This window comes from Pseudomonas sp. P5_152 (assembly GCF_033989915.1).
In the GTDB taxonomy this organism is placed as follows: domain Bacteria; phylum Pseudomonadota; class Gammaproteobacteria; order Pseudomonadales; family Pseudomonadaceae; genus Aquipseudomonas.
Genome location: NZ_JASFAH010000002.1, coordinates 917,628 through 940,770, shown reverse-complemented (window position 1 = coordinate 940,770; position 23,143 = coordinate 917,628). Strand labels below are relative to the sequence as shown.

Genomic DNA, 23,143 nt, shown 5'->3' with positions numbered 1-23,143 from the left:
GGCTCACGGCCCTCCAAAGCATATCAGGCGATCGGCGTCCTGCACCGCGTCGTGCAGTTGACCGAGGCCGGACAATTGCCATGGCGCATCGACATCGATCGCGCTGCGCTGATAGCGCTTGGCCTCGGTCTCGTCCAGCACACCGCGTCTCAGGGCTGCGGCGATGCACACCACGCCGTCGAGCTGGTGCGCACTGACGAAGGTGCGCCACTGCAGGGCGACGTCCTGCTCATCCTGCGGGGTGACGACGCTGCTCGAAGCGTTGTAGACGCCGTCCTGATAGAAAAACAGCCGCACAATCTGGTGCCCGCCGGCCAGCGCAGCCTGGGCGAACAGCAGGGCGCGGCGCGAGGAGGGCGCGTGAGGGGCAGAAAACAGCGCGATGGCGAACTTCATGGCGAACTCTGACGATAAATCTGCGGCCATGATAATGCTTTATCGGCGGTGCGGCGAAGGGCGATTCAGCGTGGCATGTAGCCCAGTTGCCAGCGGCGCGGAATCTTCAGCGAGACAATGCCCAGCACGGCCGCCAACAAGCCGCTGGCGTACAGCGCTTGCAGGCCGAACCGTTGCTCCAGGATCGCCCCCAGCACGGCACCGGCAAACATCCCGGCCCAGGGGATCAACTGCACGCGCCAGCCCGTGCGCCGCTCGCCCAGCATCCAGCGCCCCAGGCCACGGCCGAAGCGTGACAGGGCGCCGGTAACGTAAGTCAGGCCAATCGGCAGGCCGTTGACCTGCTCCACGGCGGCATTGAGCATGCCCATGGCCAGAATGGCCGCCAGCAATGCCGGGAATTGCGTTTCGAATGGCCAGGCCGCAGCGGCGCACAGCAGGGCGGCGATACTCAGCATCAAGGGCAGGGCGCGGCGCCGACCGATGCGACTGACGATCACGCCCAAGGCGTTGCCGACGATAAACATCAGCACCAGCACTGACAGGTGCAGGGTCAGTTGCCAGTCACTGGCGCTGATCGCCACCGCCAGGCGGGTGGTGTTGCCGCTCATGAAGGAAACAAAGTCGCCGGTGGCCATGAAACCGATGGCGTCGGTCATGCCTGCCAGGACCGACAGGCTCGCCACCAGGCACAGGCCGACCCGGCCGCGCCATTTCTGCACGTGCAACAGCCCGCTGGTGGGGGCGCGATGGGGTGGGGAAGGCAGCATCGGCTAACGCTCGAGGCCGTGCAGTTCGCAGTACTCCTGCCAGTCCATGCCGGCCATCTGCGCCACCTCCTTGTGCACTTCCAGCCGTTGGGCGGCGAAGTCCTCGGGGGTAGCGGCGGTCAACTGCAAGGTCAGTTCCCAGGCAAACAGGCCCAGGCGCTCGGCCTCGGCTTCGTAGGCTTGGTGCAGGTGTTCGCTGCGAAACTGCTCCATGCTCTCGCCTTTGGCCTGGGCGGCCAGTGGATTGAGGTGGTCCAGTTCTTCGCGCAGTGCCGGATGGGCATTGAGAAAACGTTGCAGCGCCAGTTCGTGTTGCGATTCGATCGAGGCCATGAATCATCCTGGTCAAAATGAAAGTATGCGCGCGGTACCGGGCCGGGCCTTGATCCGGGTCAGGAAGTCTTCTTGCGGTTGGCCTTGGCCTCGGCTGCCAGGCACTCGAGGGCAAATTGTTCGGTGTAGGTCATCTGGATCGGCGTGGTCTCGCCCTTTACCGTGCGTTCGCCGTCGAGAATGTAGCGGATGCGTTTGTCGGTCACGCCAATGCGCTTGGCAATCCAGGAGGGGGTCTGGCCGATCTGGCTGATCAGTTTGTCGGCGTAGTCGGTGGACGGTTTGTACAGCTCGGCGTTCGGGGTCATTGGCTTTCCAGAAAGAGTACGTGGCGCAGGGCGCCCATAATGGCGCGACAGGGTGCGTGAATAACCGTGGCCTGTCGCGCCTTATCTCGAAGTAAAGCAGAGCCTTTGCACTTCGAGACGGCGGTGTGGAGTGATAGAGTCGCCGTTTTACCCATTTAAGGAAGCACGATGCGTATTTGTCTGGTGGCACTGGCGGGGCTGTTACTGGCCGGGTGTGCGGGATCGACGATGAACCAGGCCCGCACCCAGAGCCCCTACAAGACGCTCGCTTCGAACAAGGCTGATCTGGTGGTTGCCCAGTGTGTGCAGTTTGCCTGGCAGGATGAGGCGGTGTTTGGGATGGATGCCAGCGGTTACCTGGAGCCGGGGGACGGTGGTGGGTTTACTGTTTATACCCGGTCGGCTGAGTCGTTTATCGATGTGCAGGGCGGGGTGTTGAAGTATTACGTGGTGCAAGATAGCTGGGTTGCCACGCGTCGGTTGGCGGCTTTGGCGACCTGCTTGTAGGGGGTTATCCATAGATGTGGCAGCGAGCTTGCTTGCGATGGGGCCGGCACATTCAACAGCGATGGTGCCTGAGCCACTGCTATCGCGAGCAAGCTCGCTCCTACAGCTGAGGCAAGGCAGCCACCGGGAAGTCGAACGCGGCCAGTTGGAATCCCTGGTCGTCCACCTGCAATGCCCAGCCTTGACGGTCCCAGTCACCCAGCACAATGCGCTTGGCTGCCAGGTCGCCAATTTGCAGCTTGTGGATGGCGGGACGGTGCGTGTGGCCGTGGATCAGGGTTTTTACCCCGTATTGCTGCATGATCCGCGGGATTTCCTCGGGGGTCACGTCGACGATGTCGTTGGCCTTCATGCGGGTCTGCGCGCGGCTTTCGCTTCGCAACTTGCGCGCCAGCGCGTGGCGGGTGCGCAGGGGCAGGTGGCGCAGGATGAACAGCGTCAGCGGGTTGCGCAGGTAGCGTCGTAGTTTCATGTAGCCGATGTCGCGGGTACACAGGCTGTCGCCGTGCATCAGCAGCACCGGTTCACCGGCGAGTTGCACCACACTCGGGTCTTTTAGCAGGGTACAGCCGGCTGCTTTGCAGAAGGCCTTGCCCAACAGGAAGTCGCGATTGCCGTGCATCAGAAAGATAGCCGTGCCGCTGTCGCTCAAGTTGCGCAGGGCTTGGCAGATGGAGCGTTGGAAGGGGCTCATGGCGTCGTCGCCGATCCAGGCCTCGAAAAAGTCGCCCAGTATGTACAGCGCACTGGCCGTGCGGGCACGGGTGGCGAGCAAATCCAGAAACGCCCGGGTGATGTCCGGGCGTTCCTCTTCCAGATGTAAGTCTGAAATCAGCAGTATCACTCAATGATCTCGGCTTTCTCGATGATCACGTCTTCTGCTGGAACGTCCTGGTGGCCGGACTTCATGGTGGTGGAAACACCCTTGATCTTGTCGACAACGTCAGTGCCGGCAGTCACTTTGGCGAACACCGCGTAGCCCCAGCCCTGCACGTTCTTGCCGCTGTGGTTGAGGAAGCTGTTGTCCGCCACGTTGATGAAGAACTGCGCGGAAGCCGAATGCGGCTCCATGGTGCGAGCCATGGCCACGGTGTACTTGTCGTTGGAAAGACCGTTGTCCGCTTCGTTCTGGATGCTTGGACGCTTGTCTTTCTTTTCCTTCATGCCTGGCTCGAAACCGCCGCCCTGGATCATGAAGTTGCCGATTACACGGTGGAACACGGTGTTGGTGTAGTGACCGGCCTTAACGTACTCGATGAAGTTGGCCACGGTGATCGGGGCTTTCTCGGCGTTCAGGTCCAGGACGATGTCGCCGTGGTTGGTGGTCAGTTTGACTTGAGTCATGATCGCTACTCTTTAAGGAATTCGTGGGTTTCGGGGCAGCACGGCCCCCAACCGGTTTGGCCAGCGTCGGCCAAGGTGCGCAGTTTAGCGTGCCGGGCGCGAATTTCGAGGCTGTTTTTTCATCTGGGTTCGATTAAAAGCAGCAGTTTTCCGGCCTGCTCTGTCAGGCACTTGACCGCATCGGCTATGATAGCGGCTTTGTTTTGTTCGGCCTGCATGTAGGCCACGCACTTGTACGCCCAAGGATCCTATGAGCAAGCCCACTGTCGACCCTGCCTCGAATTCCAAGAACGGCCCAGCCGTGCCGGTCAACTTCCTGCGCCCGATCATCCAGGCGGACCTGGACTCGGGTAAGCACACGCAGATCGTCACCCGTTTTCCGCCAGAGCCCAATGGTTACCTGCACATCGGTCACGCCAAGTCGATCTGTGTGAACTTCGGCCTGGCCCAGGAATTCGGTGGCTTCACGCACCTGCGTTTCGACGACACCAACCCGGCCAAGGAAGACCAGGAATACATCGATGCCATCGAAAGCGACGTCAAGTGGCTGGGTTTCCAGTGGTCCGGTGAAGTGCGCTATGCCTCGCAGTATTTCGACCAGTTGCACGACTGGGCGGTCGAGCTGATCAAGGCGGGCAAGGCCTATGTCGACGACCTGACCCCTGAGCAGGCGAAGGAATACCGCGGCAGCCTGACCGAGCCGGGCAAGAACAGCCCGTTCCGTGAGCGCAGCGTGGAAGAAAACCTCGACCTGTTCGCCCGCATGAAAGCCGGTGAGTTCCAGGACGGCGCACGGGTGCTGCGGGCCAAGATCGACATGGCCTCGCCGAACATGAACCTGCGCGACCCGATCATGTACCGCATCCGTCACGCCCACCACCACCAGACCGGTGACAAGTGGTGCATCTACCCCAACTATGACTTCACCCACGGTCAGTCGGATGCCATCGAAGGCATCACCCACTCGATCTGCACCCTGGAGTTCGAAAGCCATCGTCCGCTGTACGAGTGGTTCCTGGACGCGCTGCCGGTGCCGGCCAAGCCGCGCCAGTACGAATTCAGCCGCCTGAACCTGAACTACACCATCACCAGCAAGCGCAAGCTCAAGCAACTGGTCGATGAAAAGCACGTACATGGCTGGGATGACCCGCGTATGTCGACGCTGTCGGGCTTCCGTCGTCGCGGCTACACCCCGGCGTCGATCCGCAACTTCTGCGACATGGTTGGCACCAACCGTTCCGATGGCGTGGTCGACTTCGGCATGCTGGAATTCAGCATCCGTCAGGATCTCGACGCGAACGCTCCGCGCGCCATGTGCGTGTTGCGTCCGTTGAAGGTGGTGATCACCAACTACCCGCAAGACCAGGTCGAAAACCTCGAACTGCCGCGTCATCCGCAGAAAGAAGAGCTGGGCGTGCGCAAGCTGCCGTTCGCCCGGGAAATCTACATCGATCGCGACGACTTCATCGAAGAGCCGCCAAAAGGCTACAAGCGCCTGGAGCCGGGCGGTGAAGTGCGCCTGCGTGGCAGCTACGTGATCCGCGCCGACGAAGCGATCAAGGATGCCGACGGCAATATCGTCGAGCTGCGCTGCTCCTACGATCCAGACACCCTGGGCAAGAACCCTGAAGGCCGCAAGGTCAAGGGTGTGGTGCATTGGGTGCCGGCGGCTGCCAGCATCGAGTGCGAAGTGCGCCTGTACGATCGCCTGTTCCGCTCGGCCAACCCTGAGAAGGCCGAAGACAGCGCCAGTTTCCTGGACAACATCAACCCTGACTCACTGCAAGTCCTCACCGGTTGTCGTGCCGAGCCTTCGCTGGGCGATGCACAGCCGGAAGACCGTTTCCAGTTCGAGCGCGAAGGTTACTTCTGCGCGGATATCAAGGACTCGAAACCGGGCGCTCCGGTATTCAACCGTACCGTGACCCTGCGCGACTCCTGGGGTCAGTGATTCAGTCAAGGAACTAACGTGCTAACGATCTACAACACGCTCACCAAGAGCAAAGAAGTCTTCAAGCCGCTCGATGGCAACAAGGTGCGCATGTACGTGTGCGGCATGACCGTGTACGACTACTGCCACCTCGGCCACGGCCGCAGCATGGTCGCGTTCGACCTGGTGACCCGCTGGTTGCGGTTCAGCGGGTACGACCTGACCTACGTGCGCAACATCACCGACATCGACGACAAGATCATCAATCGGGCCAATGAGAACGGCGAGTCGTTCGAAGCCTTGACCGAGCGCATGATCGCGGCGATGCACGAAGACGAAGCGCGCCTGAACATCCAGAAGCCGGACATGGAGCCGCGCGCCACGGATCACATTCCGGGCATGCACGCGATGATCCAGACCCTGATCGACAAGGGTTACGCCTACGCCCCGGGCAATGGCGACGTGTACTACCGCGTCGGCAAGTTCATGGGCTACGGCAAGCTGTCGCGCAAGAAGATCGAAGACCTGCGCATCGGTGCGCGGATCGAAGTCGACGAAGCCAAGGACGATCCCCTGGATTTCGTTCTGTGGAAGGGCGTCAAGCCGGGCGAGCCGAGCTGGGAGTCGCCGTGGGGCGCCGGGCGTCCGGGCTGGCACATCGAGTGCTCGGTGATGTCCACCTGCTGCCTGGGCGAGACCTTCGACATTCATGGCGGCGGCAGCGACCTGGAGTTCCCGCACCACGAGAACGAAATCGCCCAGAGCGAAGCGGCCACCGGCAAGACCTACGCCAACGCGTGGATGCATTGCGGGATGATTCGCATCAATGGCGAGAAGATGTCCAAGTCCTTGAACAACTTCTTCACCATCCGCGATGTGCTGGAAAAGTACCACCCGGAAGTCGTGCGTTACCTGCTGGTGTCGAGCCACTACCGCAGCGCCATCAACTACTCGGAAGACAACCTCAAGGACGCCAAGGGCGCCCTGGAGCGTTTCTACCACGCGTTGAAAGGCCTGCCGAAGGTGGCGCCGGCCGGTGGCGAAGCCTTTGTCGAGCGGTTCACCCAGGTGATGAACGACGACTTCGGCACGCCGGAAGCCTGCGCGGTGCTGTTCGAGATGGTGCGCGAGATCAACCGCCTGCGTGAGAGCGATCTCGATGCGGCGGCCGGTCTGGCAGCGCGTTTGAAAGAACTGGCCAGTGTGCTGGGTGTGCTGCAGCTCGAAGCCGACGACTTCCTGCAGGCTGGCGCCGAAGGGCGGGTGGATGCGGCTGCAGTCGATGGCTTGATCGCCGCGCGCCTGGCGGCTCGTGCCGCTAAAGACTGGGCCGAATCCGACCGCATCCGCGACCAGCTCACCGCCATGGGCGTGGTGCTGGAAGACGGCAAGGGTGGCACGACCTGGCGTCTGGCTGACTGAGTGGTGTCATCGCTGCAAAACCAAACCCGCCTAGTGCGGGTTTTGTTTTGACCGGCATCGCAAGGCATTGATTCGGCAGATCATCCGTGAGGCTAAGGGCTGACCGCTGATCGTTATCTGCGGGTTTTTTCCCACTCAGTGGGAATCCGGTTTCAGTTAATGGAAAACTCGGTGCACCATGCCCGCAAGAGCATGAGGCCGATATGAACTACAACACGCCCACTGATCGCTTGCTGCAAATCCTCGTCACCCTGGGGCAATCCGGCGAGGCGATCTCCGCCAAAGAACTGTCCGAGCAACTGGCACAGCCGCTCAGCAGCACTTATCGCCATCTCAAGACCCTGCTGCGCTGGGGGCTTGCCGAAGAGAACGGTCAGGGTCGCTATTTGCCGGGGCCAACTTGTTTGCAACTGGCCAAGAAATTCGACCGCGAAGCCGTGCTGGTGACCCTCGCCAAGCCGGAACTCAAGCGCCTGGCCGAGCAAAGCCAGGAAAGCGTGGCGTTAATGGTGCCCAGCAATGGCCAGGCGATTTGCATCGAACTGGTCGACAGCCCGCAACCGCTGCGTTGCTGCTACCAAAAAGGGCTGGCCCAGCCGCTGTTGGTCGGTGCGTCGGCGAGAGTGCTGTTGGCCTATATGGATGAGGCGCAAAGCCTGTCGGCTCTTTTGGCGCAAGGCGTCGAAAGCGAGGACGTCGCCACGTACCAACGCAGTTTTGCCGATATCCGCGCTGCCGGTTATGCCGTGAGTGTGAGTGAAATCGACGACGGCATTTGGGGTATCAGTGCGCCGTTGCTCGACAGCCGAAATCGCCTGCACGGCGCCATCAGCCTCATGGCTCCTGCCTTCCGGGCGCACACCTGCAGTGAACGCCTGATCCGCTGGACCCAGGACGTGGCCCTGCGCCTGAGCGCCCGGCTCGACTGAATTTGACTGGAGTTTCAAGCATGACTGCTGTTTCTGACATACCCCTGTGGACAGGTCGTATCGACGCTGGCGAAGGGCAGGCTGCGCTGCGCTGGCATCAATGGGTCAAGCCCTTCTGCGAGGGTCAGTCTGCGGGTGCAGCACTGATTGGACTGGCCTGTGATGAAGGCGTCAAACGTAATCAAGGACGCACCGGCGCCCGTCTTGGCCCGTCAGCACTGCGCAAGGCGCTGGCCAACCTGGCGTGGCACGGCCGTGCGCCGCTGTATGACGCGGGCGATGTGAGCTGCACCGACAGCAACCTCGAAGGCGCGCAGCAGATTTACGCTCACCACGTCAGCTATATGCTCAACCAGGGGCATTTGCCGTTGGGGTTGGGTGGCGGCCATGAAATCGCCTTTGCCAGCTTTAGCGGCCTGGCCGATCACCTGCGCCAGGCCACCCCGCATGCGCGGATCGGCGTTCTCAACTTTGATGCCCACTTTGATCTGCGCCATGGTGAACAAAGCAGTTCGGGTACCCCTTTTCGCCAGATAGCCGAGTACTGCCAGCGTGCGCAGATGCCGTTCACCTATTGCTGCCTGGGTGTCAGCCAGATGAACAACACCCAGGCGCTGTTTGAGCAGGCGCAGCGACTGAATGTGCGTTACCGCCTCGACCGGCAAATGAACAGCTGGGACATACCCGCCTGCGAAGCGCTGATCGATGAGTTCTTGCAAGACGTCGATCACCTCTACATGACCATCTGCCTTGATGTCCTGCCCGCCAGCCAGGCGCCCGGTGTCAGTGCGCCGTCTGCCCATGGCGTGGACATGCAGATCGTCGAGCACCTGATACGTCATGCCAAGGCCAGCGGCAAATTGCGCATGGCCGACATCGCCGAACTCAACCCCGGCCTGGATATCGACAATCGAACCGCCCGCATTGGCGCGCGTCTGCTCGCCAGCCTGATCGATTAAGTTTTTCCGTAAATCCCTGAAACCGCTTGTTGAATCATAAGAAAAAGAGAAATTCGCCATGCTGACATTCGAACTGGATGCGCTGAGCACCCTCGCTCTCGCTTTGCTCCTGCTGGGCCTGGGTGCCCAACTGAAAAAACGTAGCTACTGGCTGCGTCACCTGTGTGTTCCTGCACCGGTGATTGGTGGTTTTGGTTTTGCCTTGGTGATCTGGCTGTTACGTGATCAGCAACTGCTCAACCTGACCCTCGACACCAGCCTGCAAACCCCGCTGATGGTGGCGTTTTTCACCACTGTCGGTTTGGGTGGTAGCCTGGGTTTGCTGCGCAAGGGCGGCAAATTGCTGTTTATCTACCTGGGTGCGTGCTGGGGCCTGGCGCTGGTGCAAAACGTGGTGGGTGTCAGTGTCGCCAAGCTGCTGGGCATCGACCCGTTGCTGGGGATCATGGCCGGCGCGGTGTCACTGGAAGGCGGTTTTGGCGCGGCGGCAGCTTTCGGGCCGATTGCTGAAAACCTCGGTGCGGTCGGTGCGACCACTGCAGCGCTGGCAGCTGCAACCTTTGGCATGGTGGCAGGCGGCTTGTTGGGTAGCCCGCTGGCGCGCTGGTTGATCGAGCGCAACAAACTCGTAGTCAAGGCCGAAGCCGTTGGCAGCCTCAAGGCGTTCGAAGAAGTGGTCCACACCCCGCAGCCCGCGCTGGATGCTGCCACCTTGTTGCGCTTGTTGACCTGCATTGTGGTGATCATGGTGCTTGGGTTCTGGCTGGGCTCCAGCTTGCAACAGCATCTGGGTATCGTGTTGCCGAGCTATGTGGGCGCCATGTTCGTCGCGATCATCCTGCGCAACCTCAATGACCGTGCTCAGGTTATCGAGATGCCCGACCATGCCGTCAGCACTATCGGCGATGTGTGCCTGGGCATGTTCCTGACCATGGCAATGATGAGTCTGAAGTTTTGGGAGCTGGAAAAGCTTGGCTTGCCGCTGCTGGTGATCCTGGTGGTGCAGGTGGTGATCATGATTCTGCTGTGCGTGTTCGTCCTGTTCCGCCTGTTTGGCCGCAACTACGACGCGGCAGTCTTGTGCGCAGGCTTCATGGGGCACGGGCTGGGCGCGACGCCCAACGCAGTGGCCAACATGGGCGCCATTTGTGACCATTACAAAGTGTTCTCGTACAAAGCCTTCATCATCGTGCCGCTGTGCGGTGCCGTGCTGATCGACATTGTGGCTATCCCGATGATCACCTGGTTTATCAACGCATACAGTTGAGAATCACCTGGTTGCTTCATTGCTAAATCGCGCCGAAGCCAGCTTCCCCAAGTTGGCTTCGGCGCATGCAAAATCCGCGAGCACCCCAGAACCACTGTGCGAGCTTGCTCGCGATTGACCGCACTGCGGTCAGCTCTCGCACTGGCGCAACCTTTTATAGAGGGTATTGCGACTAACCCCCAACCGCCGTGCCAAATGCGAAATATTCCCCCCAACTGCCTGCAACTGCCGATTCAAATCCTCGGTATCATTCAAGTCCACCGCCAAAGTCTCGGGCGTCTCAAGCGGTTCCATCTCCAGGTCGACAAAAAAATCATCCGGTAAATGCTCCGGCCGCACCGGTTGGTCTTCGGCCATGGCCAGGGCCACCTGGATCACGCTGCTGACCTGGCGCAGATTGCCAGGCCATGGATGGCGTTCGAACAGGGCCAGTACCTCCGGGCTCAAGCCGGCCCACTGGAGCGCCTCGCGGTGCTGTTCCCAGAGACACTTGAACAGCGCCTGCTTATCGCTGCGCTCGCGCAGCGGTGGCAGTTCCAGAGTCAGGCCGCCGATGCGGTAATACAGGTCCTCGCGAAAGCGCCCCAGTTGCACCTGCTCGCGCAATGAACGGTTGGTGGCCGAGATGATGCGGATATCCACCGCGAACAGTTCACTGCTGCCCACCGGTTGCACGCAACGCTCCTGCAGCACTCGCAGCAGCCGGGCCTGGGTCGGCAGTGGCATGTCGCCGATTTCGTCGAGAAACAGGGTGCCTTTGTCGGCCTTGCGGATCAGGCCGATGCTGCCTTTCTGATTGGCGCCAGTGAAGGCACCTTTTTCATAGCCAAACAGCTCGGATTCCACCAGTTCGGCGGGGATCGCCGCGCAGTTGACGGCGATAAATGCCTGTTTGCTGCGTGAGCTCGCCTGGTGCAGGGCCTTGACGAAGACTTCCTTGCCCACCCCGGTTTCGCCGTGAATCAACAGGGGAATGTCTTTTTCCAACAGACGCTCGGCCTGGCGCACGGCCTTTTCCACGCGACTGTCACCAAAGTGCAGGGTGCCGAGGCTGATGGGCTGTGGCGCGGGGAGGGGGGCTTGGGCAAACACCCGGGCCTGCACCGGGCGCTGCAACGGCCGCTTGAGCAGGCAATGGAAACGATTGCGCCCGGCCGCCTGCAGGGCGAAGGGCAGACCGTCGGGCTGGTTGAGCAACTCCAGCAACGAGACCTTGAACAGACTGTCGATGCTGACCCGCGACAAGCTGATGCCCAGCAGATTGTCCGCGCGCCGATTGGCCGAGAGCACCTGACCGCTTTCATCAAAAATCAGCAGGCCGGCCCATTGGCTGTCGAGGTTGTTCAGCCCGGTGTTGAACACCAACTGGAAGTGTTCACCCTTGAACAGATTGAGGATCAGCCGGTTTTCCACGGTCTGGCTCATCATCTTGACCATGCCCAGGGTGTGGTCCGGGGGCAGGTAGCTGTCGCTGGATACATCGAGCACGGCGATCAGCCGCCGCTCGGCATCGAAAATCGGTGCGGCGGAGCCGGTCATGAAGCGGTTGGCCTTGAGAAAGTGCTCATCGTGGGCGATATGCACGGCCTGTTCGCAGGCCAGGGCGGTACCGATGGCGTTGGTGCCGCTGGATTGCTCACGCCAACTGGCACCGGCGTTGAAGCCACGGCTCAGGCACGGCTCGATAAAACGCTGGGTACCCCATGAGGTCAGCACTTGGCCCTGGTTGTCGGCCAGCATGATCAGGCAGTTGGAGTTGCTCAGGATGTTCTCATAGTAGGGCAGCACTTCCTGGTGGGTGGTCTGCACCAGGGAGTGCTGGCTTTCCAGCAGACGTGCGATGCCGGCGGCGGGGAGTTGGTCGAAGGCCGGGGGGCTTTGATGATCGAGCCCGAACGCGCGGCAGCGCGACCAGGAGTTCTGGATGATGGCATCGTGAGGCAAGGGCGAGGCAGGCGCGGACATGGCGGGCAGTCCCTGGGCGAGCATTTATTGTTTTTGTTATGGGCAAACACGATCGCTGCAGCTGTCGAGTCTACGCTGCGGCGTAGTCGGTTAAGTGTTGTTCACAATTGTTCAAAGTCAACTCGGCAACTGTTCAATTGTCCTGCCAATGTTGTTCATTTCTGTTCAGCGGCGAACCCGCCAGAATCCTCCTTTTGGTGAAATCCAAGGCAGATCAAGCGCTTGGAATTTCTGGCACGAATGTCGCTCTGTCACCTCGGTCGCTTGACTCCAATAAGAAAAAGGCCGAGCCATGTCATTAACGCTGGAGCACGTCAGCCGCACCGTCGAGGGCCAAGTCTGGATCGATGATGCCAACCTGCACTTCGAGCCCGGGTCGTTCAACGTCCTGCTGGGCCGCACGCTGTCGGGCAAGACCAGCCTGATGCGCTTGATGGCCGGTCTCGACAAGCCTGACAGCGGGCGTCTCCTGATGAACGGGGTCGATGTCACCCAGCGCCCGGTGCGTCTGCGCAACGTGTCGATGGTCTATCAACAGTTCATCAACTACCCGACCATGACCGTGTTCGAGAACATCGCCTCGCCCTTGCGCCAAGCCGGGATCTCGGCCGAGCTGATCCAGAGCAAGGTGCACGAGACCGCGCAGATGCTGCGCATCGACAAGTTCCTCAAGCGTTATCCGCTGGAACTGTCGGGCGGCCAGCAGCAGCGCACCGCCATGGCCCGGGCGCTGGTCAAGGATGCCGAACTGATCCTGTTCGACGAGCCCCTGGTCAACCTCGACTACAAGCTGCGCGAAGAGCTGCGCCAGGAAATGCGCGAGTTGTTCCAGGCGCGCCATACCATTGCCATCTACGCCACCACCGAACCCAACGAGGCGCTGGCCCTGGGCGGCACCACCACGATCCTGCACGAGGGGCGGGTGATCCAGAGTGGCAAGACTGCCGAGGTCTATCATCAGCCGCAGACCGTGTTGGCCGCCGAACTGTTCTCCGAGCCACCGATCAACCTGATGCCGGGGCGCATCGTCGGCAACGAAGTCAGCTTCGCCAATTTTGTGCACTTCCCGCTGAACGTCGACTTGCGCCCGGTGGGTGAGGGCGAGTTCCGCTTTGGCGTGCGCCCCAGCCATATCTCCCTGGTACCGAGCAACGACGACGACCTGGAACTGGCGGTGACCGTCGAAGTGGCGGAAATCAGCGGTTCGGAAACTTTCCTGCATGTGCGCAACGAACACTTCCTGCTGGTGCTGCACTTGCCCGGGGTGCACGAGTACGACGTCGATGCGCCGATCCGCATCTACATCCCGACCCACAAACTGTTTGTCTTCGACGGCCAGGGACGCTTGCTACAGGCGCCCGGCCGACGTGTCGCGAGGGTTGCCTGATGGCCGAAATTCACTTGCACAACCTCGCCCACAGCTACATCCGCACCCCGGCGGGGCCTGAAGACTACGCGATCCGCGAGATGAACCATGTCTGGGAACAGGGCGGGGCCTACGCCTTGCTCGGGCCTTCCGGATGCGGCAAGTCGACCTTGCTCAACATCATTTCCGGCCTGCTCAGCCCTTCCGAAGGCCAGGTGCTGTTCGACAACAAGGTGGTCAACCAACTGACCCCGGAGAAGCGCAACATCGCTCAGGTTTTCCAGTTTCCGGTGGTCTACGACACCATGACGGTGTTCGACAACCTGGCTTTTCCCCTGCGCAACCAAGGCATGGCCGAGGCCCGGGTACACAGTAAGGTCCAGGAAATCGCCGAGGTCCTCGACCTGCAGGCGCTGCTGGGGAAAAAGGCGCGCAACCTCAGCGCCGATGAAAAACAGAAAGTCTCCATGGGCCGCGGGCTGGTGCGTGACGATGTGTCGGCGATCCTGTTCGACGAGCCGCTGACGGTGATCGACCCGCACCTTAAGTGGAAGCTGCGGCGCAAGCTCAAGCAGATCCACGAGCAATTCAACATCACCATGGTCTACGTCACACACGATCAACTCGAGGCCTCGACTTTCGCCGACAAGATCGCGGTGATGTACGGCGGGCAGATCGTCCAGTTCGGTACCCCGCGCGAGCTGTTCGAGCGGCCGAGCCATACCTTCGTCGGTTATTTCATCGGCAGCCCGGGGATGAACCTGATCGAGGTCAGCCCACGTCCCGGCGGCGTGGGTTTCGCTGACATCGACTTGCCGCTTTCCGAAGGTCTGCAGCAGCGCATCGCCGAGGCCGCCGGCAAATCGCTGAAGGTTGGCATCCGCCCGGAGTTCGTGCATGTCTGGGACGAGCCCTTCGATGAGGCAATGCAAGCGACGGTGGTGCATGTCGAGGACCTGGGCACCTACAAGATCATGACCCTGAACCTGGGCGGCGTGCCGCTCAAAGTGCGCCTGGCCGAAGACAAGCCGGTGCCCCAGGGCACCGCCTATATCAGCTTTCCGGCGCAGTGGCTGATGGTCTACGCCGATGACTATCTGCTACCCATGCACGCCAGCAACGAGGGGCAGCCATGAACAAGGTGCAGAACAACAAGGCGTGGTGGCTGGTGCTGCCGGTGTTCCTGCTGGTGGCGTTCAGTGCGGTGATCCCGATGATGACCGTGGTCAACTATTCGGTGCAGGACATCTTCGACCAGTCCAGCCGCTACTTCGTCGGGGCCGACTGGTACAAACAGGTGCTGCTGGACCCACGGCTGCACGACTCGCTGCTGCGCCAGTTCATCTATTCCGCCTGTGTGCTGCTGATCGAGATCCCGCTGGGCATCGGCATCGCCCTGACCATGCCGACCAAGGGCCGCTGGTCGTCGCTGGTGCTGATCATCCTGGCAATCCCGCTGCTGATTCCATGGAACGTGGTCGGCACCATCTGGCAGATTTTCGGCCGCGCCGACATCGGCCTGCTGGGCTCGACCCTCAACGCCATGGGCATCAGCTACAACTACGCGGCCAACACCATGGATGCCTGGGTCACGGTGTTGGTGATGGATGTCTGGCACTGGACCTCGCTGGTGGCCCTGTTGTGTTTCTCCGGTCTGCGTGCAATCCCGGATGTCTACTACCAGGCCGCCCGGATCGACCGGGCATCGAGTTGGGCGGTGTTTCGCCACATCCAGTTGCCCAAGCTCAAGAGTGTGCTGCTGATCGCGGTGATGCTGCGTTTCATGGACAGCTTCATGATCTACACCGAGCCGTTCGTGCTCACCGGTGGTGGGCCGGGCAACGCCACCACCTTCCTCAGCCAGACCCTGACCCAAATGGCGATCGGCCAGTTTGACCTGGGGCCGGCGGCGGCCTTCTCGCTGGTGTACTTCCTGATCATCCTGCTGGTGTCCTGGCTGTTCTACACCGCCATGACCCACTCCGACGCCAACCGCTGAGGCCCGACATGAGCAAGACCAAGCTGCTGCCTCTGTTGCTCTACATCCTGTTCCTGCTGGTGCCGATCTACTGGTTGCTGAACATGTCGTTCAAGAGCAACACGGAAATCCTCGGTGGCCTGACCCTGTTTCCCCAGGACTTCACCCTGGCCAACTACAAAGTGATCTTCACCGACCCGAGCTGGTACACCGGCTACCTCAACTCGTTGTACTACGTGAGCCTGAACACGGTGATTTCCCTGAGCGTGGCGCTGCCAGCGGCCTACGCGTTCTCCCGTTATCGCTTCCTCGGCGACAAGCACTTGTTCTTCTGGCTGCTGACCAACCGCATGGCGCCGCCAGCGGTGTTCCTGTTGCCGTTCTTCCAGCTGTATTCGTCGATCGGCCTGTTCGATACCCACATCGCGGTGGCCCTGGCCCACTGCCTGTTCAACGTGCCGCTGGCAGTGTGGATCCTCGAAGGGTTCATGTCCGGAGTGCCGAAGGAAATCGACGAAACCGCCTACATCGACGGCTACAGTTTCCCCAAGTTCTTCGTCAAGATTTTCATCCCGCTGATCGGCTCGGGCATCGGTGTGACGGCGTTCTTCTGCTTCATGTTTTCCTGGGTCGAGCTGCTGCTGGCGCGCACCCTGACCTCGGTCAATGCCAAGCCGATCGCCGCGGTGATGACCCGCACCGTGTCGGCCTCGGGGATCGATTGGGGGGTGTTGGCGGCGGCCGGGGTGCTGACGATCCTGCCGGGCATGCTGGTGATCTGGTTCGTACGCAACCATGTGGCCAAGGGCTTTGCCCTGGGACGAGTGTGAGGAGCTGATGATGGAGTGGATGAACTGGACCCAGCCGACCGCGCTGTTCTTCGGCGCCATCGCCTTGCTGCTGGTGGGCATGACCACCTGGGAACTGCGTTCGCCGAGCATCGCCCGGCGCGGCTTTTTACCGATCAGCACCACCCGTGGTGATCGGCTGTTTATCGGTCTTCTCGGCAGCGCCTACCTGCATTTGCTGGTGATTGGTGCTACCGGCTGGAGCATCTGGGTGGCCACCGGCCTGTCCCTGGTGTGGCTGTTGGTCGTGATGCGTTGGGGCTAGCCGACACCCGGCAATCGTGCTCCGAAACCTAATACAGGAGGTCTCTATGTTCGAGAAAAACAATAAGCTGCGACATAGCATTTCAGTGGCAGCCATGCTGGCACTCAGCGGGTTGAGCGTTGCAGCCTGGGCCGATGCCTATGAAGACGCCGCGAAAAAATGGATTGGCAGCGAATTCAAACCCTCGACTCTCACGGCCGAGCAACAGCTGGAAGAGCTGAAGTGGTTCATCAAGGCCGCCGAGCCGTTTCGTGGAATGAAGATCAACGTGGTCTCGGAAACCATCGCCACCCACGAATACGAGTCCAAGGTGCTGGCCAAGGCCTTCAACGAAATCACCGGGATCAAGCTGACCCACGACTTGTTGCAAGAAGGCGACGTGGTGGAAAAACTGCAGACCCAGATGCAGTCGGACAAAAACATCTATGACGGTTGGGTCAACGACTCGGACCTGATCGGTACGCACTTTCGCTATGGCAAAACCGAATCAATCACCGACCTGATGGCCAATGAAGGCAAGGACTACACCTCGCCGACCCTCGATCTCAAGGACTTCATCGGTCTTTCCTTCACCACCGCCCCAGACGGCAAGATCTACCAACTGCCCGACCAGCAATTCGCCAACCTCTACTGGTTTCGCGCCGACTGGTTCGAGCGGGCGGACCTGAAGGCCAAGTTCAAGGAAAAGTACGGCTACGAGCTGGGCGTGCCGGTGAACTGGTCGGCCTATGAGGACATCGCCAAGTTCTTCACCGAAGACGTCAAGGAAATCGACGGCAAGCGGGTGTATGGGCACATGGACTACGGCAAGAAAGACCCGTCCCTGGGCTGGCGGTTCACCGATGCCTGGTTCTCCATGGCCGGTGGGGGCGACAAGGGCCTGCCCAATGGCTTGCCGGTGGATGAGTGGGGCATTCGCGTCGAGGATTGCCACCCGGTCGGCTCCAGCGTGACCCGTGGTGGCGATACCAACGGCCCGGCGGCGGTGTTCGCGACACAGAAATATGTCGACTGGATGAAGGCCTACGCGCCACCGGAAGCGGCCGGCATGACCTTCTCCGAATCCGGGCCGGTGCCCTCCCAGGGCAATATCGCCCAGCAGATCTTCTGGTACACCGCCTTTACGGCTGACATGACCAAGCCAGGGTTGGCGGTGATGAACGCCGACGGCACGCCGAAATGGCGGATGGCGCCATCGCCGCGCGGACCGTATTGGGAGGAGGGCATGAAGCTGGGCTATCAGGACGTGGGGTCCTGGACGTTCATGAAGTCGACGCCGGAGAAACAGAAACTGGCGGCCTGGCTCTATGCCCAGTTCGTCACTTCAAAAACCGTGTCGCTGAAAAAGACCATCGTCGGCCTGACGCCGATTCGTGAGTCGGACATCAACTCCCAGGCCATGACCGACCTGGCACCCAAGCTCGGTGGCCTGGTGGAGTTCTACCGCAGCCCGGCCCGCGTGCAATGGACCCCGACCGGGACCAACGTGCCGGACTACCCGCGCTTGGCCCAGCTGTGGTGGAGCCACATTGCCGAAGCCGCCAGTGGCGAGAAAACCCCGCAACAGGCCCTCGACGGCCTGGCCAAGGACCAGGACGCCATCATGGCCCGCCTCGAACGCTCCAAGGTCCAACCGGTTTGCGGCCCGAAAATGAACCCGGAACGCGACGCGCAATACTGGTTCGACCAGCCGGGCGCACCGAAACCGAAACTGGCCAACGAGAAACCCAAGGGCGAGACCGTGAGTTATGCCGAACTGCTGAAGTCGTGGGAGGCGGCGCGTAAGTAATTTGGCTTGATAAACGAACGGCGCCGCAACGGTGCCGTTTTTTTGTGCGCCAGGATAGCGCTTCCACTCGGAAGTGAAAAACACCTGCGCGCTGGGTAAAGGGGCGCACTGTAAATCCAGAAGCGTTTACGCAGACGGTAGTTTTATTGGCCATTGCAAGGTAATTGATGAGGGCGATGTTAAGTCTGAGTGTCGGCGCGACAATATCGTGGGCATTCTGGGTTCACAGTGAACGGACATGTGGGTATGCCGTATTGATGTAATAGCTGTTGCGTAACATCTCGTTGCGGATTGTTTTATGGTATTTGCCATTTTTGAAGTGGAGCGCAATGCCATCATCTACTGCATAGGCAGGGTGAATGTTTTTTGAACGCACTAACTCGACGAAGGATGCATGTCGTTCGGCCTCTGAGCTGAAGTGCGGACATAGTGCTCCGGAGAGTAACCCTAGGCCGTTGATCAGTGCGTATTCTCCTCCAGAGTCCGAGTGTCCGTAGTCGAACCAACAAATTGCTCCGGCGCTGACACCACAGAGAATTTTACCGTTTACCCACGCTTTTCTCAGACAGTCGGTTACACCGAATTCCCGCCAAATGGCGAGCATTGCTCTCGTGTTGCCACCAGCGACGTAGATAATGTCAGCTTGGTCTATCAATGATGAAATATGTGCTGCGTGCGTGAACGGCGGTATGAAAAATGTCAGTTGAATGACAATGCAGCCTGAACTTTCATATTTGTTAAAGAACTCGCGGGCCTTGATCGGATCGTCACCATTGGCTGTTGAAATAAAAAGAATCGTAGGGTTGGCTTTTTCTGATAGTGATCGTATGTATTCATCAATAGGCGCCATGTACTTTCGTTCTTCAGGTGATTCGCCTCCGATGACAATAATGTCTCTATTGGTTTTTGTCATGTTGTCTATCCTGTATGTGAAGTTTTATGTGTATTTATGTTGTTTCAGGTGTTGGAGGTGGCTCCGTAAGTTTGCGTTTTTGGTGGGTTAAAGTTGGCTTGATGTGGTGATGTTGTTTTCTGTTTTAAGGTGCGTGGTCGATGAAATTCAGTTGTTTTGCTTTCGTGAGTCATTAGTCTTGGATGGTTTTCTATGATGTCTCGTTCTGTGTTTTTAAGGTGGATACGTTGAGGTTTTGATTTGTTCATAATGCAAGTTTGACTATTCACGATTGTCGAGAGTTTGTTGAGTCGGCTTTATCCTGTGTTATCGCTCTACTTTCCTCTTGTTGTGAGGGATGAGTCCTACAATGTGTTTGGTCGATTCGGCTTTTTAGGCCTGCAGCGTAAGCACGCCACAATGCTTGATTTAGACTCCCCCTCCAGGTGACTTCTGATGCTGTACATCATTTTCTTTTCTAGAAAATTATCCAGTTCGCGAACCGAGGCGTAACTGCCGTCACGCATGTTCATCCACTAACTGGGCGTCGGAGTAAATGCATATGAAAGTGCTTTTACTTTGCCAGCCCGACTTTCTTTGCGGCGTGTCGACGGTTTAACTCGGCTTTTTCGTCGAAACGACGCGAAACCGTCCACCGGTACGGCATGCCCTGATCGGCGAAACCGGCTAAACTGCCGCACGATTTTTGTTGAGTGTTTTCCATGCAAATTGCCTTGGCGCCCATGGAGGGGTTGGTCGACAACATCCTGCGGGACGTGCTGACCCGGGTTGGCGGTATCGATTGGTGCGTGACCGAGTTCATCCGGATCAACGATCAACTGCTCACGCCTGCCTATTTCCACAAGTTCGGTCCTGAATTGCTCACCGGTGCCAAGACCGCTGCCGGCGTGCCGCTGCGTGTGCAATTGCTCGGTTCCGATCCGGTGTGCCTGGCGGAAAACGCGGCGCTGGCCTGTGAGCTGGGCTCGCAGGTGATCGACCTGAACTTCGGTTGCCCGGCCAAGACCGTCAACAAGTCCCGTGGCGGTGCGGTATTGCTCAAGGAGCCTGAGCTGCTCAATCAGATCGTCGAGCATGTGCGGCGTGCGGTTCCGGCGCACATTCCGGTGACCGCCAAGATGCGCCTGGGTTTCGATAGCCCGGACGGTTCGCTGGTGTGTGCCACCGCACTGGCCGAAGGCGGCGCCGAGCATATCGTGGTGCACGCGCGGACCAAGATGGATGGCTACAAGCCGCCGGCGCATTGGGAGTGGATCCCGCGGGTGCAGGAGGTGGTCAAGGTGCCGGTGTTCGCCAATGGCGATATCTGGAGCGTCGACGACTGGCGCCGCTGCCGCGAGATCAGTGGAGTGGAAGACATCATGCTGGGTCGCGGCCTGGTGTCGCGCCCGGACCTGGCGCGACAGATCGCTGCCGCGCGGGCGGGTGAAGAGGTGGTGGAGATGACCTGGGCCGAGCTGTTGCCGTTGATCCAGGAATTCTGGCTGCAGGCCAAGGCGCAGATGACCGCGCGCCAATCGCCGGGTCGCTTGAAGCAATGGCTGGCGATGTTGACCCGCAATTATCCCGAGGCGGTGGAGCTGTTTACCCTCATGCGCCGGGAGACGGAACTGGACCAGGTCTCGCGTTTGCTGGGTTTGCAGGTCGCGGAGGCGGCCTGAAAAAAACTGCAGAAAACCTCTTGAAATGCAATCAGCGGTCCCTATCTAAGGGTTACGCGATGCCGAATTCGGGTCGCGGAGACAAAAAACCTTGCTGATTGTTTTCAGGAGATTTGAACCATGAGTACCGCATTTTCCCTGGCTCCACTGTTCCGTTCTTCGGTAGGTTTCGATCGTTTCAACGATCTGTTCGAGTCTGCGCTGCGCAATGAGCCCGGCAGCAGCTACCCACCCTACAACGTTGAAAAACACGGTGACGACCAGTACCGCATCGTCGTGGCGGCAGCCGGCTTCCAGGAAGAAGACCTGGAACTGCAAGTCGAAAAAGGCGTGTTGACCATCAGTGGCGGCAAACGCGACAGCAACGACAGCGTGACCTTCCTGCACCAGGGCATCGCCCAGCGCGCTTTCAAACTGTCGTTCCGCCTGGCCGATCACATCGAAATCAAGGCCGCGGACCTGCGCAATGGCCTGTTGAGTATCGACCTGCTGCGCATCGTGCCGGAAGAGGCGAAAGCCAAACGCATCCCGATCAACGGCGAGCAAAAACCAGCACTGCAGCACTGAGTCACCGCAATGAAGAAGGGCGCCGATGGCGCCCTTTTTTATCGGCTGTCTGTAGGAGCCGCCGGACTCACGTCCATCCAAACCGCACCAGGTGAAAGAAGATCGGCGCGGCGAAACACACCGAGTCCAGGCGGTCGAGCATGCCGCCGTGGCCTTCGATCATGTGCCCCCAGTCCTTGACGCCACGGTCGCGCTTGATCGCCGACATCACGATGCCACCGGCAAACCCCAGCAAGTTGATCAGCAGGGCGATCAGGAACGACTGCCAGGCATTGAACGGGGTAATCCAGCACAACGCGGCCCCGATCACGGAAGCCAGGAGGATACCGCCGATAAAACCTTCGACGGTCTTGGACGGCGACAGGTTGGGCGCGATCTTGTGTTTGCCAAACAGTTTGCCGCAGACGTACTGCAACACGTCCGACATCTGCACCACGATCACCAGGTAGGCGATCAGCAGCAGGTTGCGGCCCTCGTAACCAGCAATGTCCAGGGTCAGCAGGGCGGGTACGTGGGACACGCAGAACACCGCAATCATCAGCCCCCATTGGACCTTGGAGGCGCGCTCGAGAAAGTGCGTGCTGTCCCCGCCCAATGACGCGAGGATCGGCAGCAACAGGAATACGTAGACCGGAATGAAGATCGAGAACAGCCCGTACCAGTCGAAATAAATCAGCAGGTACTGCAGCGGCAGCGCCAGGTAGAAGGCCGCCACCAGGGCCGGGTAGTCGCTGCGCCGGGTCGGGGTGAGGGTCATGAACTCGCGCAGGGCGTAGAAGGATACGGCGTAGAACAGCAGGATGACCGCGCTGGTGCCGAGCCAGAAAGCGATGCCGATCACCGCCACCATCACCCACCAGGCGTTGATCCGCGCGTTGAGATTATCGATCACCGGGTCCGGTGTACCGCGCTTGCGTAGCTTGAGGATCCAGCCGATCAGCGAGGCGAGCAGCAGGAAAGCACCAATCCCGCCAAACAGCATCAGGGTTTGTCTGTCCATGTCAGGCCGGCTCCTCAGCCAGGTCCAGCAGCGCTGCACGGCTGCGCTGGAGAAACTGTTCTTTGCTTTCATCAATATCGAGGGTCAGCGCCGCGCCAAAACGGGTGGTGCATAGCAAGGGCAGCGGCAGGAACCGGCCCTTGGGCATGACGCGGTTGAGGTTGGCGATCCACACCGGCACCAGCTCGACCTCGGGGTGTGCTTTGGCCAAGTGATAGATCCCGCTTTTGAACGGCAGCAGGCCGTCCGCGAGGTTACGTGTGCCCTCGGGGAAGATGATCAGTGAGTCGCCGTTGGCCAAGGCCTCGAGCATCGGCAGCAAGGGGTTGTCAGTTGGTTCCTTGCGCTCACGGTCGACCAGCACGCCATTGAACACGCGATTGATGATGTAGCGGCGCAGCGGGGTGGTTTGCCAGTAATCGGCGCCCGCCACCGGCCGGGTCATTTTGCGCAGGGCCGGGGGCAGCGAGGCCCAGAGCAGCACGAAGTCACCATGGCTGCTGTGGTTGGCGAAGTAGATGCGCTGCACCGCTTGCGGCGCGCAACCGAGCCACAGGCTACGGGCGCCGGTAATGGTGCGTGCCGCGGAGGTGATGAGGGTGGCGACCAAGGGTTCGAGCATGAAA

Annotated in this window: 25 protein-coding genes; 14 read left to right on the top strand and 11 right to left on the bottom strand. The window is 60.0% G+C overall.

Features of this window, described 5'->3' with window-relative positions:
• Positions 1 to 3 precede the first annotated feature (3 nt).
• The 4 genes from tusD to QMK50_RS04055 form a co-directional block, all read right to left on the bottom strand.
• Positions 4 to 396, bottom strand: a complete 393-nt coding sequence (gene tusD / locus QMK50_RS04070) for a sulfurtransferase complex subunit TusD (protein WP_095171383.1) — start codon at positions 394 to 396, stop codon at positions 4 to 6.
• Positions 397 to 461: 65 nt separating this feature from the next.
• Positions 462 to 1,166 (bottom strand): YoaK family protein, encoded by a 705-nt coding sequence (locus QMK50_RS04065; RefSeq protein ID WP_159996914.1) that lies wholly within the window; start codon positions 1,164 to 1,166, stop codon positions 462 to 464.
• A 3-nt stretch (positions 1,167 to 1,169) separates the two neighbouring features.
• Entirely contained in the window at positions 1,170 to 1,499 is a 330-nt protein-coding gene (locus tag QMK50_RS04060; protein WP_159996912.1) for a DUF6388 family protein, read from the bottom strand.
• A 59-nt stretch (positions 1,500 to 1,558) separates the two neighbouring features.
• Positions 1,559 to 1,807, bottom strand: a complete 249-nt coding sequence (locus QMK50_RS04055; protein WP_095171377.1) for a hypothetical protein — start codon at positions 1,805 to 1,807, stop codon at positions 1,559 to 1,561.
• Positions 1,808 to 1,975: 168 nt separating this feature from the next.
• Here QMK50_RS04055 and QMK50_RS04050 point away from each other — a divergent pair, with 168 nt between their 5' ends.
• Positions 1,976 to 2,314: a hypothetical protein gene (locus QMK50_RS04050; protein WP_320332597.1), complete on the top strand. Its 339-nt coding sequence runs from the start codon at positions 1,976 to 1,978 to the stop codon at positions 2,312 to 2,314.
• Between the two features lie 100 nt (positions 2,315 to 2,414).
• Here the strand turns inward: QMK50_RS04050 and lpxH are convergent, their stop codons facing one another.
• Together lpxH and QMK50_RS04040 are read right to left on the bottom strand one after the other, a co-directional pair.
• On the bottom strand, positions 2,415 to 3,158 hold the full coding sequence (lpxH, locus tag QMK50_RS04045) for a UDP-2,3-diacylglucosamine diphosphatase (protein ID WP_095171374.1): 744 nt from the start codon (positions 3,156 to 3,158) through the stop codon (positions 2,415 to 2,417).
• On the bottom strand, positions 3,155 to 3,658 hold the full coding sequence (locus QMK50_RS04040; protein ID WP_095171372.1) for a peptidylprolyl isomerase: 504 nt from the start codon (positions 3,656 to 3,658) through the stop codon (positions 3,155 to 3,157). Before QMK50_RS04040 ends, lpxH begins: the two co-directional genes overlap by 4 nt.
• A gap of 250 nt (positions 3,659 to 3,908) precedes the next feature.
• On the opposite strand from QMK50_RS04040, the gene QMK50_RS04035 reads away from it, so the two are divergent.
• The 5 genes from QMK50_RS04035 to gltS all read left to right on the top strand — a co-directional run bounded on the left by QMK50_RS04035 (position 3,909) and on the right by gltS (position 10,165).
• Positions 3,909 to 5,609, top strand: coding sequence for a glutamine--tRNA ligase/YqeY domain fusion protein (locus tag QMK50_RS04035; protein ID WP_320332596.1), 1,701 nt, complete (start codon positions 3,909 to 3,911; stop codon positions 5,607 to 5,609).
• Positions 5,610 to 5,627: 18 nt separating this feature from the next.
• Positions 5,628 to 7,010 (top strand): cysteine--tRNA ligase, encoded by a 1,383-nt coding sequence (gene cysS / locus QMK50_RS04030; protein ID WP_159996908.1) that lies wholly within the window; start codon positions 5,628 to 5,630, stop codon positions 7,008 to 7,010.
• A 203-nt stretch (positions 7,011 to 7,213) separates the two neighbouring features.
• Positions 7,214 to 7,939, top strand: coding sequence for an IclR family transcriptional regulator (locus QMK50_RS04025; RefSeq protein WP_320332595.1), 726 nt, complete (start codon positions 7,214 to 7,216; stop codon positions 7,937 to 7,939).
• 20 nt (positions 7,940 to 7,959) lie between these two features.
• Complete coding sequence (gene hutG, locus QMK50_RS04020) at positions 7,960 to 8,898, top strand: formimidoylglutamase (RefSeq protein ID WP_095171365.1); 939 nt, start codon at positions 7,960 to 7,962, stop codon at positions 8,896 to 8,898.
• A gap of 58 nt (positions 8,899 to 8,956) precedes the next feature.
• Entirely contained in the window at positions 8,957 to 10,165 is a 1,209-nt protein-coding gene (gltS, locus tag QMK50_RS04015; RefSeq protein WP_095171363.1) for a sodium/glutamate symporter, read from the top strand.
• Positions 10,166 to 10,294: 129 nt separating this feature from the next.
• Here the strand turns inward: gltS and QMK50_RS04010 are convergent, their stop codons facing one another.
• Positions 10,295 to 12,130: a sigma-54-dependent Fis family transcriptional regulator gene (locus QMK50_RS04010; RefSeq protein ID WP_320332594.1), complete on the bottom strand. Its 1,836-nt coding sequence runs from the start codon at positions 12,128 to 12,130 to the stop codon at positions 10,295 to 10,297.
• 292 nt (positions 12,131 to 12,422) lie between these two features.
• Here QMK50_RS04010 and QMK50_RS04005 point away from each other — a divergent pair, with 292 nt between their 5' ends.
• The 6 genes from QMK50_RS04005 to QMK50_RS03980 are packed head-to-tail and all read left to right on the top strand — an operon-like array spanning position 12,423 to position 18,376.
• The gene (locus QMK50_RS04005; protein ID WP_320332593.1) at positions 12,423 to 13,517 is read left to right on the top strand and encodes an ABC transporter ATP-binding protein; all 1,095 of its coding nucleotides are present in this window, start codon (positions 12,423 to 12,425) and stop codon (positions 13,515 to 13,517) included.
• Positions 13,517 to 14,632, top strand: a complete 1,116-nt coding sequence (locus QMK50_RS04000; RefSeq protein WP_320332592.1) for an ABC transporter ATP-binding protein — start codon at positions 13,517 to 13,519, stop codon at positions 14,630 to 14,632. The genes QMK50_RS04005 and QMK50_RS04000 overlap by 1 nt, the downstream gene beginning before the upstream one ends.
• Positions 14,629 to 15,495, top strand: coding sequence for a sugar ABC transporter permease (locus tag QMK50_RS03995; protein ID WP_320332591.1), 867 nt, complete (start codon positions 14,629 to 14,631; stop codon positions 15,493 to 15,495). The genes QMK50_RS04000 and QMK50_RS03995 overlap by 4 nt, the downstream gene beginning before the upstream one ends.
• An 8-nt stretch (positions 15,496 to 15,503) precedes the next feature.
• Positions 15,504 to 16,304: a carbohydrate ABC transporter permease gene (locus tag QMK50_RS03990; protein ID WP_095171355.1), complete on the top strand. Its 801-nt coding sequence runs from the start codon at positions 15,504 to 15,506 to the stop codon at positions 16,302 to 16,304.
• A gap of 10 nt (positions 16,305 to 16,314) precedes the next feature.
• Positions 16,315 to 16,587 carry a DUF2160 domain-containing protein gene (locus QMK50_RS03985; RefSeq protein ID WP_095171353.1) on the top strand — a complete coding sequence of 91 codons (273 nt, stop codon included), beginning with the start codon at positions 16,315 to 16,317 and terminating at the stop codon, positions 16,585 to 16,587.
• Between the two features lie 46 nt (positions 16,588 to 16,633).
• Positions 16,634 to 18,376, top strand: coding sequence for an extracellular solute-binding protein (locus tag QMK50_RS03980; protein WP_095171352.1), 1,743 nt, complete (start codon positions 16,634 to 16,636; stop codon positions 18,374 to 18,376).
• Positions 18,377 to 18,599: 223 nt separating this feature from the next.
• Here the strand turns inward: QMK50_RS03980 and QMK50_RS03975 are convergent, their stop codons facing one another.
• Complete coding sequence (locus QMK50_RS03975; protein WP_159996895.1) at positions 18,600 to 19,289, bottom strand: peptidase E; 690 nt, start codon at positions 19,287 to 19,289, stop codon at positions 18,600 to 18,602.
• A gap of 553 nt (positions 19,290 to 19,842) precedes the next feature.
• Entirely contained in the window at positions 19,843 to 19,992 is a 150-nt protein-coding gene (locus tag QMK50_RS03970) for a hypothetical protein (RefSeq protein WP_162530190.1), read from the bottom strand.
• Between QMK50_RS03970 and QMK50_RS03965 the strand changes: the two genes are divergently transcribed.
• Together QMK50_RS03965 and QMK50_RS03960 are read left to right on the top strand one after the other, a co-directional pair.
• Complete coding sequence (locus QMK50_RS03965; RefSeq protein ID WP_095171348.1) at positions 19,991 to 20,950, top strand: tRNA dihydrouridine synthase; 960 nt, start codon at positions 19,991 to 19,993, stop codon at positions 20,948 to 20,950. The two genes, QMK50_RS03970 and QMK50_RS03965, sit on opposite strands and share 2 nt — an antisense overlap.
• A gap of 120 nt (positions 20,951 to 21,070) precedes the next feature.
• A complete protein-coding gene (locus QMK50_RS03960; protein WP_095171347.1) occupies positions 21,071 to 21,517 on the top strand; it encodes an Hsp20 family protein in 447 nt (148 codons plus the stop codon).
• A 67-nt stretch (positions 21,518 to 21,584) separates the two neighbouring features.
• Here the strand turns inward: QMK50_RS03960 and QMK50_RS03955 are convergent, their stop codons facing one another.
• Together QMK50_RS03955 and QMK50_RS03950 are read right to left on the bottom strand one after the other, a co-directional pair.
• Positions 21,585 to 22,517, bottom strand: coding sequence for a phosphatidate cytidylyltransferase (locus QMK50_RS03955; RefSeq protein ID WP_320332590.1), 933 nt, complete (start codon positions 22,515 to 22,517; stop codon positions 21,585 to 21,587).
• Between the two features lies 1 nt (position 22,518).
• Complete coding sequence (locus QMK50_RS03950) at positions 22,519 to 23,139, bottom strand: lysophospholipid acyltransferase family protein (protein ID WP_095171343.1); 621 nt, start codon at positions 23,137 to 23,139, stop codon at positions 22,519 to 22,521.
• Between the last annotated feature and the right edge of the window lie 4 nt (positions 23,140 to 23,143).

What these genes read in the sequence shown, in the direction of transcription:
- tusD (WP_095171383.1), bottom strand. Translation starts at nt 396, where the DNA reads ATGAAGTTCGCCATCGCGCTGTTTTCTGCCCCTCACGCGCCCTCCTCG.
- QMK50_RS04065 (WP_159996914.1), bottom strand. Translation starts at nt 1,166, where the DNA reads ATGCTGCCTTCCCCACCCCATCGCGCCCCCACCAGCGGGCTGTTGCAC.
- QMK50_RS04060 (WP_159996912.1), bottom strand. Translation starts at nt 1,499, where the DNA reads ATGGCCTCGATCGAATCGCAACACGAACTGGCGCTGCAACGTTTTCTC.
- QMK50_RS04055 (WP_095171377.1), bottom strand. Translation starts at nt 1,807, where the DNA reads ATGACCCCGAACGCCGAGCTGTACAAACCGTCCACCGACTACGCCGAC.
- QMK50_RS04050 (WP_320332597.1), top strand. Translation starts at nt 1,976, where the DNA reads ATGCGTATTTGTCTGGTGGCACTGGCGGGGCTGTTACTGGCCGGGTGT.
- QMK50_RS04040 (WP_095171372.1), bottom strand. Translation starts at nt 3,658, where the DNA reads ATGACTCAAGTCAAACTGACCACCAACCACGGCGACATCGTCCTGGAC.
- QMK50_RS04035 (WP_320332596.1), top strand. Translation starts at nt 3,909, where the DNA reads ATGAGCAAGCCCACTGTCGACCCTGCCTCGAATTCCAAGAACGGCCCA.
- QMK50_RS04025 (WP_320332595.1), top strand. Translation starts at nt 7,214, where the DNA reads ATGAACTACAACACGCCCACTGATCGCTTGCTGCAAATCCTCGTCACC.
- hutG (WP_095171365.1), top strand. Translation starts at nt 7,960, where the DNA reads ATGACTGCTGTTTCTGACATACCCCTGTGGACAGGTCGTATCGACGCT.
- gltS (WP_095171363.1), top strand. Translation starts at nt 8,957, where the DNA reads ATGCTGACATTCGAACTGGATGCGCTGAGCACCCTCGCTCTCGCTTTG.
- QMK50_RS04010 (WP_320332594.1), bottom strand. Translation starts at nt 12,130, where the DNA reads ATGTCCGCGCCTGCCTCGCCCTTGCCTCACGATGCCATCATCCAGAAC.
- QMK50_RS04005 (WP_320332593.1), top strand. Translation starts at nt 12,423, where the DNA reads ATGTCATTAACGCTGGAGCACGTCAGCCGCACCGTCGAGGGCCAAGTC.
- QMK50_RS04000 (WP_320332592.1), top strand. Translation starts at nt 13,517, where the DNA reads ATGGCCGAAATTCACTTGCACAACCTCGCCCACAGCTACATCCGCACC.
- QMK50_RS03995 (WP_320332591.1), top strand. Translation starts at nt 14,629, where the DNA reads ATGAACAAGGTGCAGAACAACAAGGCGTGGTGGCTGGTGCTGCCGGTG.
- QMK50_RS03990 (WP_095171355.1), top strand. Translation starts at nt 15,504, where the DNA reads ATGAGCAAGACCAAGCTGCTGCCTCTGTTGCTCTACATCCTGTTCCTG.
- QMK50_RS03985 (WP_095171353.1), top strand. Translation starts at nt 16,315, where the DNA reads ATGGAGTGGATGAACTGGACCCAGCCGACCGCGCTGTTCTTCGGCGCC.
- QMK50_RS03980 (WP_095171352.1), top strand. Translation starts at nt 16,634, where the DNA reads ATGTTCGAGAAAAACAATAAGCTGCGACATAGCATTTCAGTGGCAGCC.
- QMK50_RS03975 (WP_159996895.1), bottom strand. Translation starts at nt 19,289, where the DNA reads ATGACAAAAACCAATAGAGACATTATTGTCATCGGAGGCGAATCACCT.
- QMK50_RS03965 (WP_095171348.1), top strand. Translation starts at nt 19,991, where the DNA reads ATGCAAATTGCCTTGGCGCCCATGGAGGGGTTGGTCGACAACATCCTG.
- QMK50_RS03970 (WP_162530190.1), bottom strand. Translation starts at nt 19,992, where the DNA reads ATGGAAAACACTCAACAAAAATCGTGCGGCAGTTTAGCCGGTTTCGCC.
- QMK50_RS03960 (WP_095171347.1), top strand. Translation starts at nt 21,071, where the DNA reads ATGAGTACCGCATTTTCCCTGGCTCCACTGTTCCGTTCTTCGGTAGGT.
- QMK50_RS03955 (WP_320332590.1), bottom strand. Translation starts at nt 22,517, where the DNA reads ATGGACAGACAAACCCTGATGCTGTTTGGCGGGATTGGTGCTTTCCTG.
- QMK50_RS03950 (WP_095171343.1), bottom strand. Translation starts at nt 23,139, where the DNA reads ATGCTCGAACCCTTGGTCGCCACCCTCATCACCTCCGCGGCACGCACC.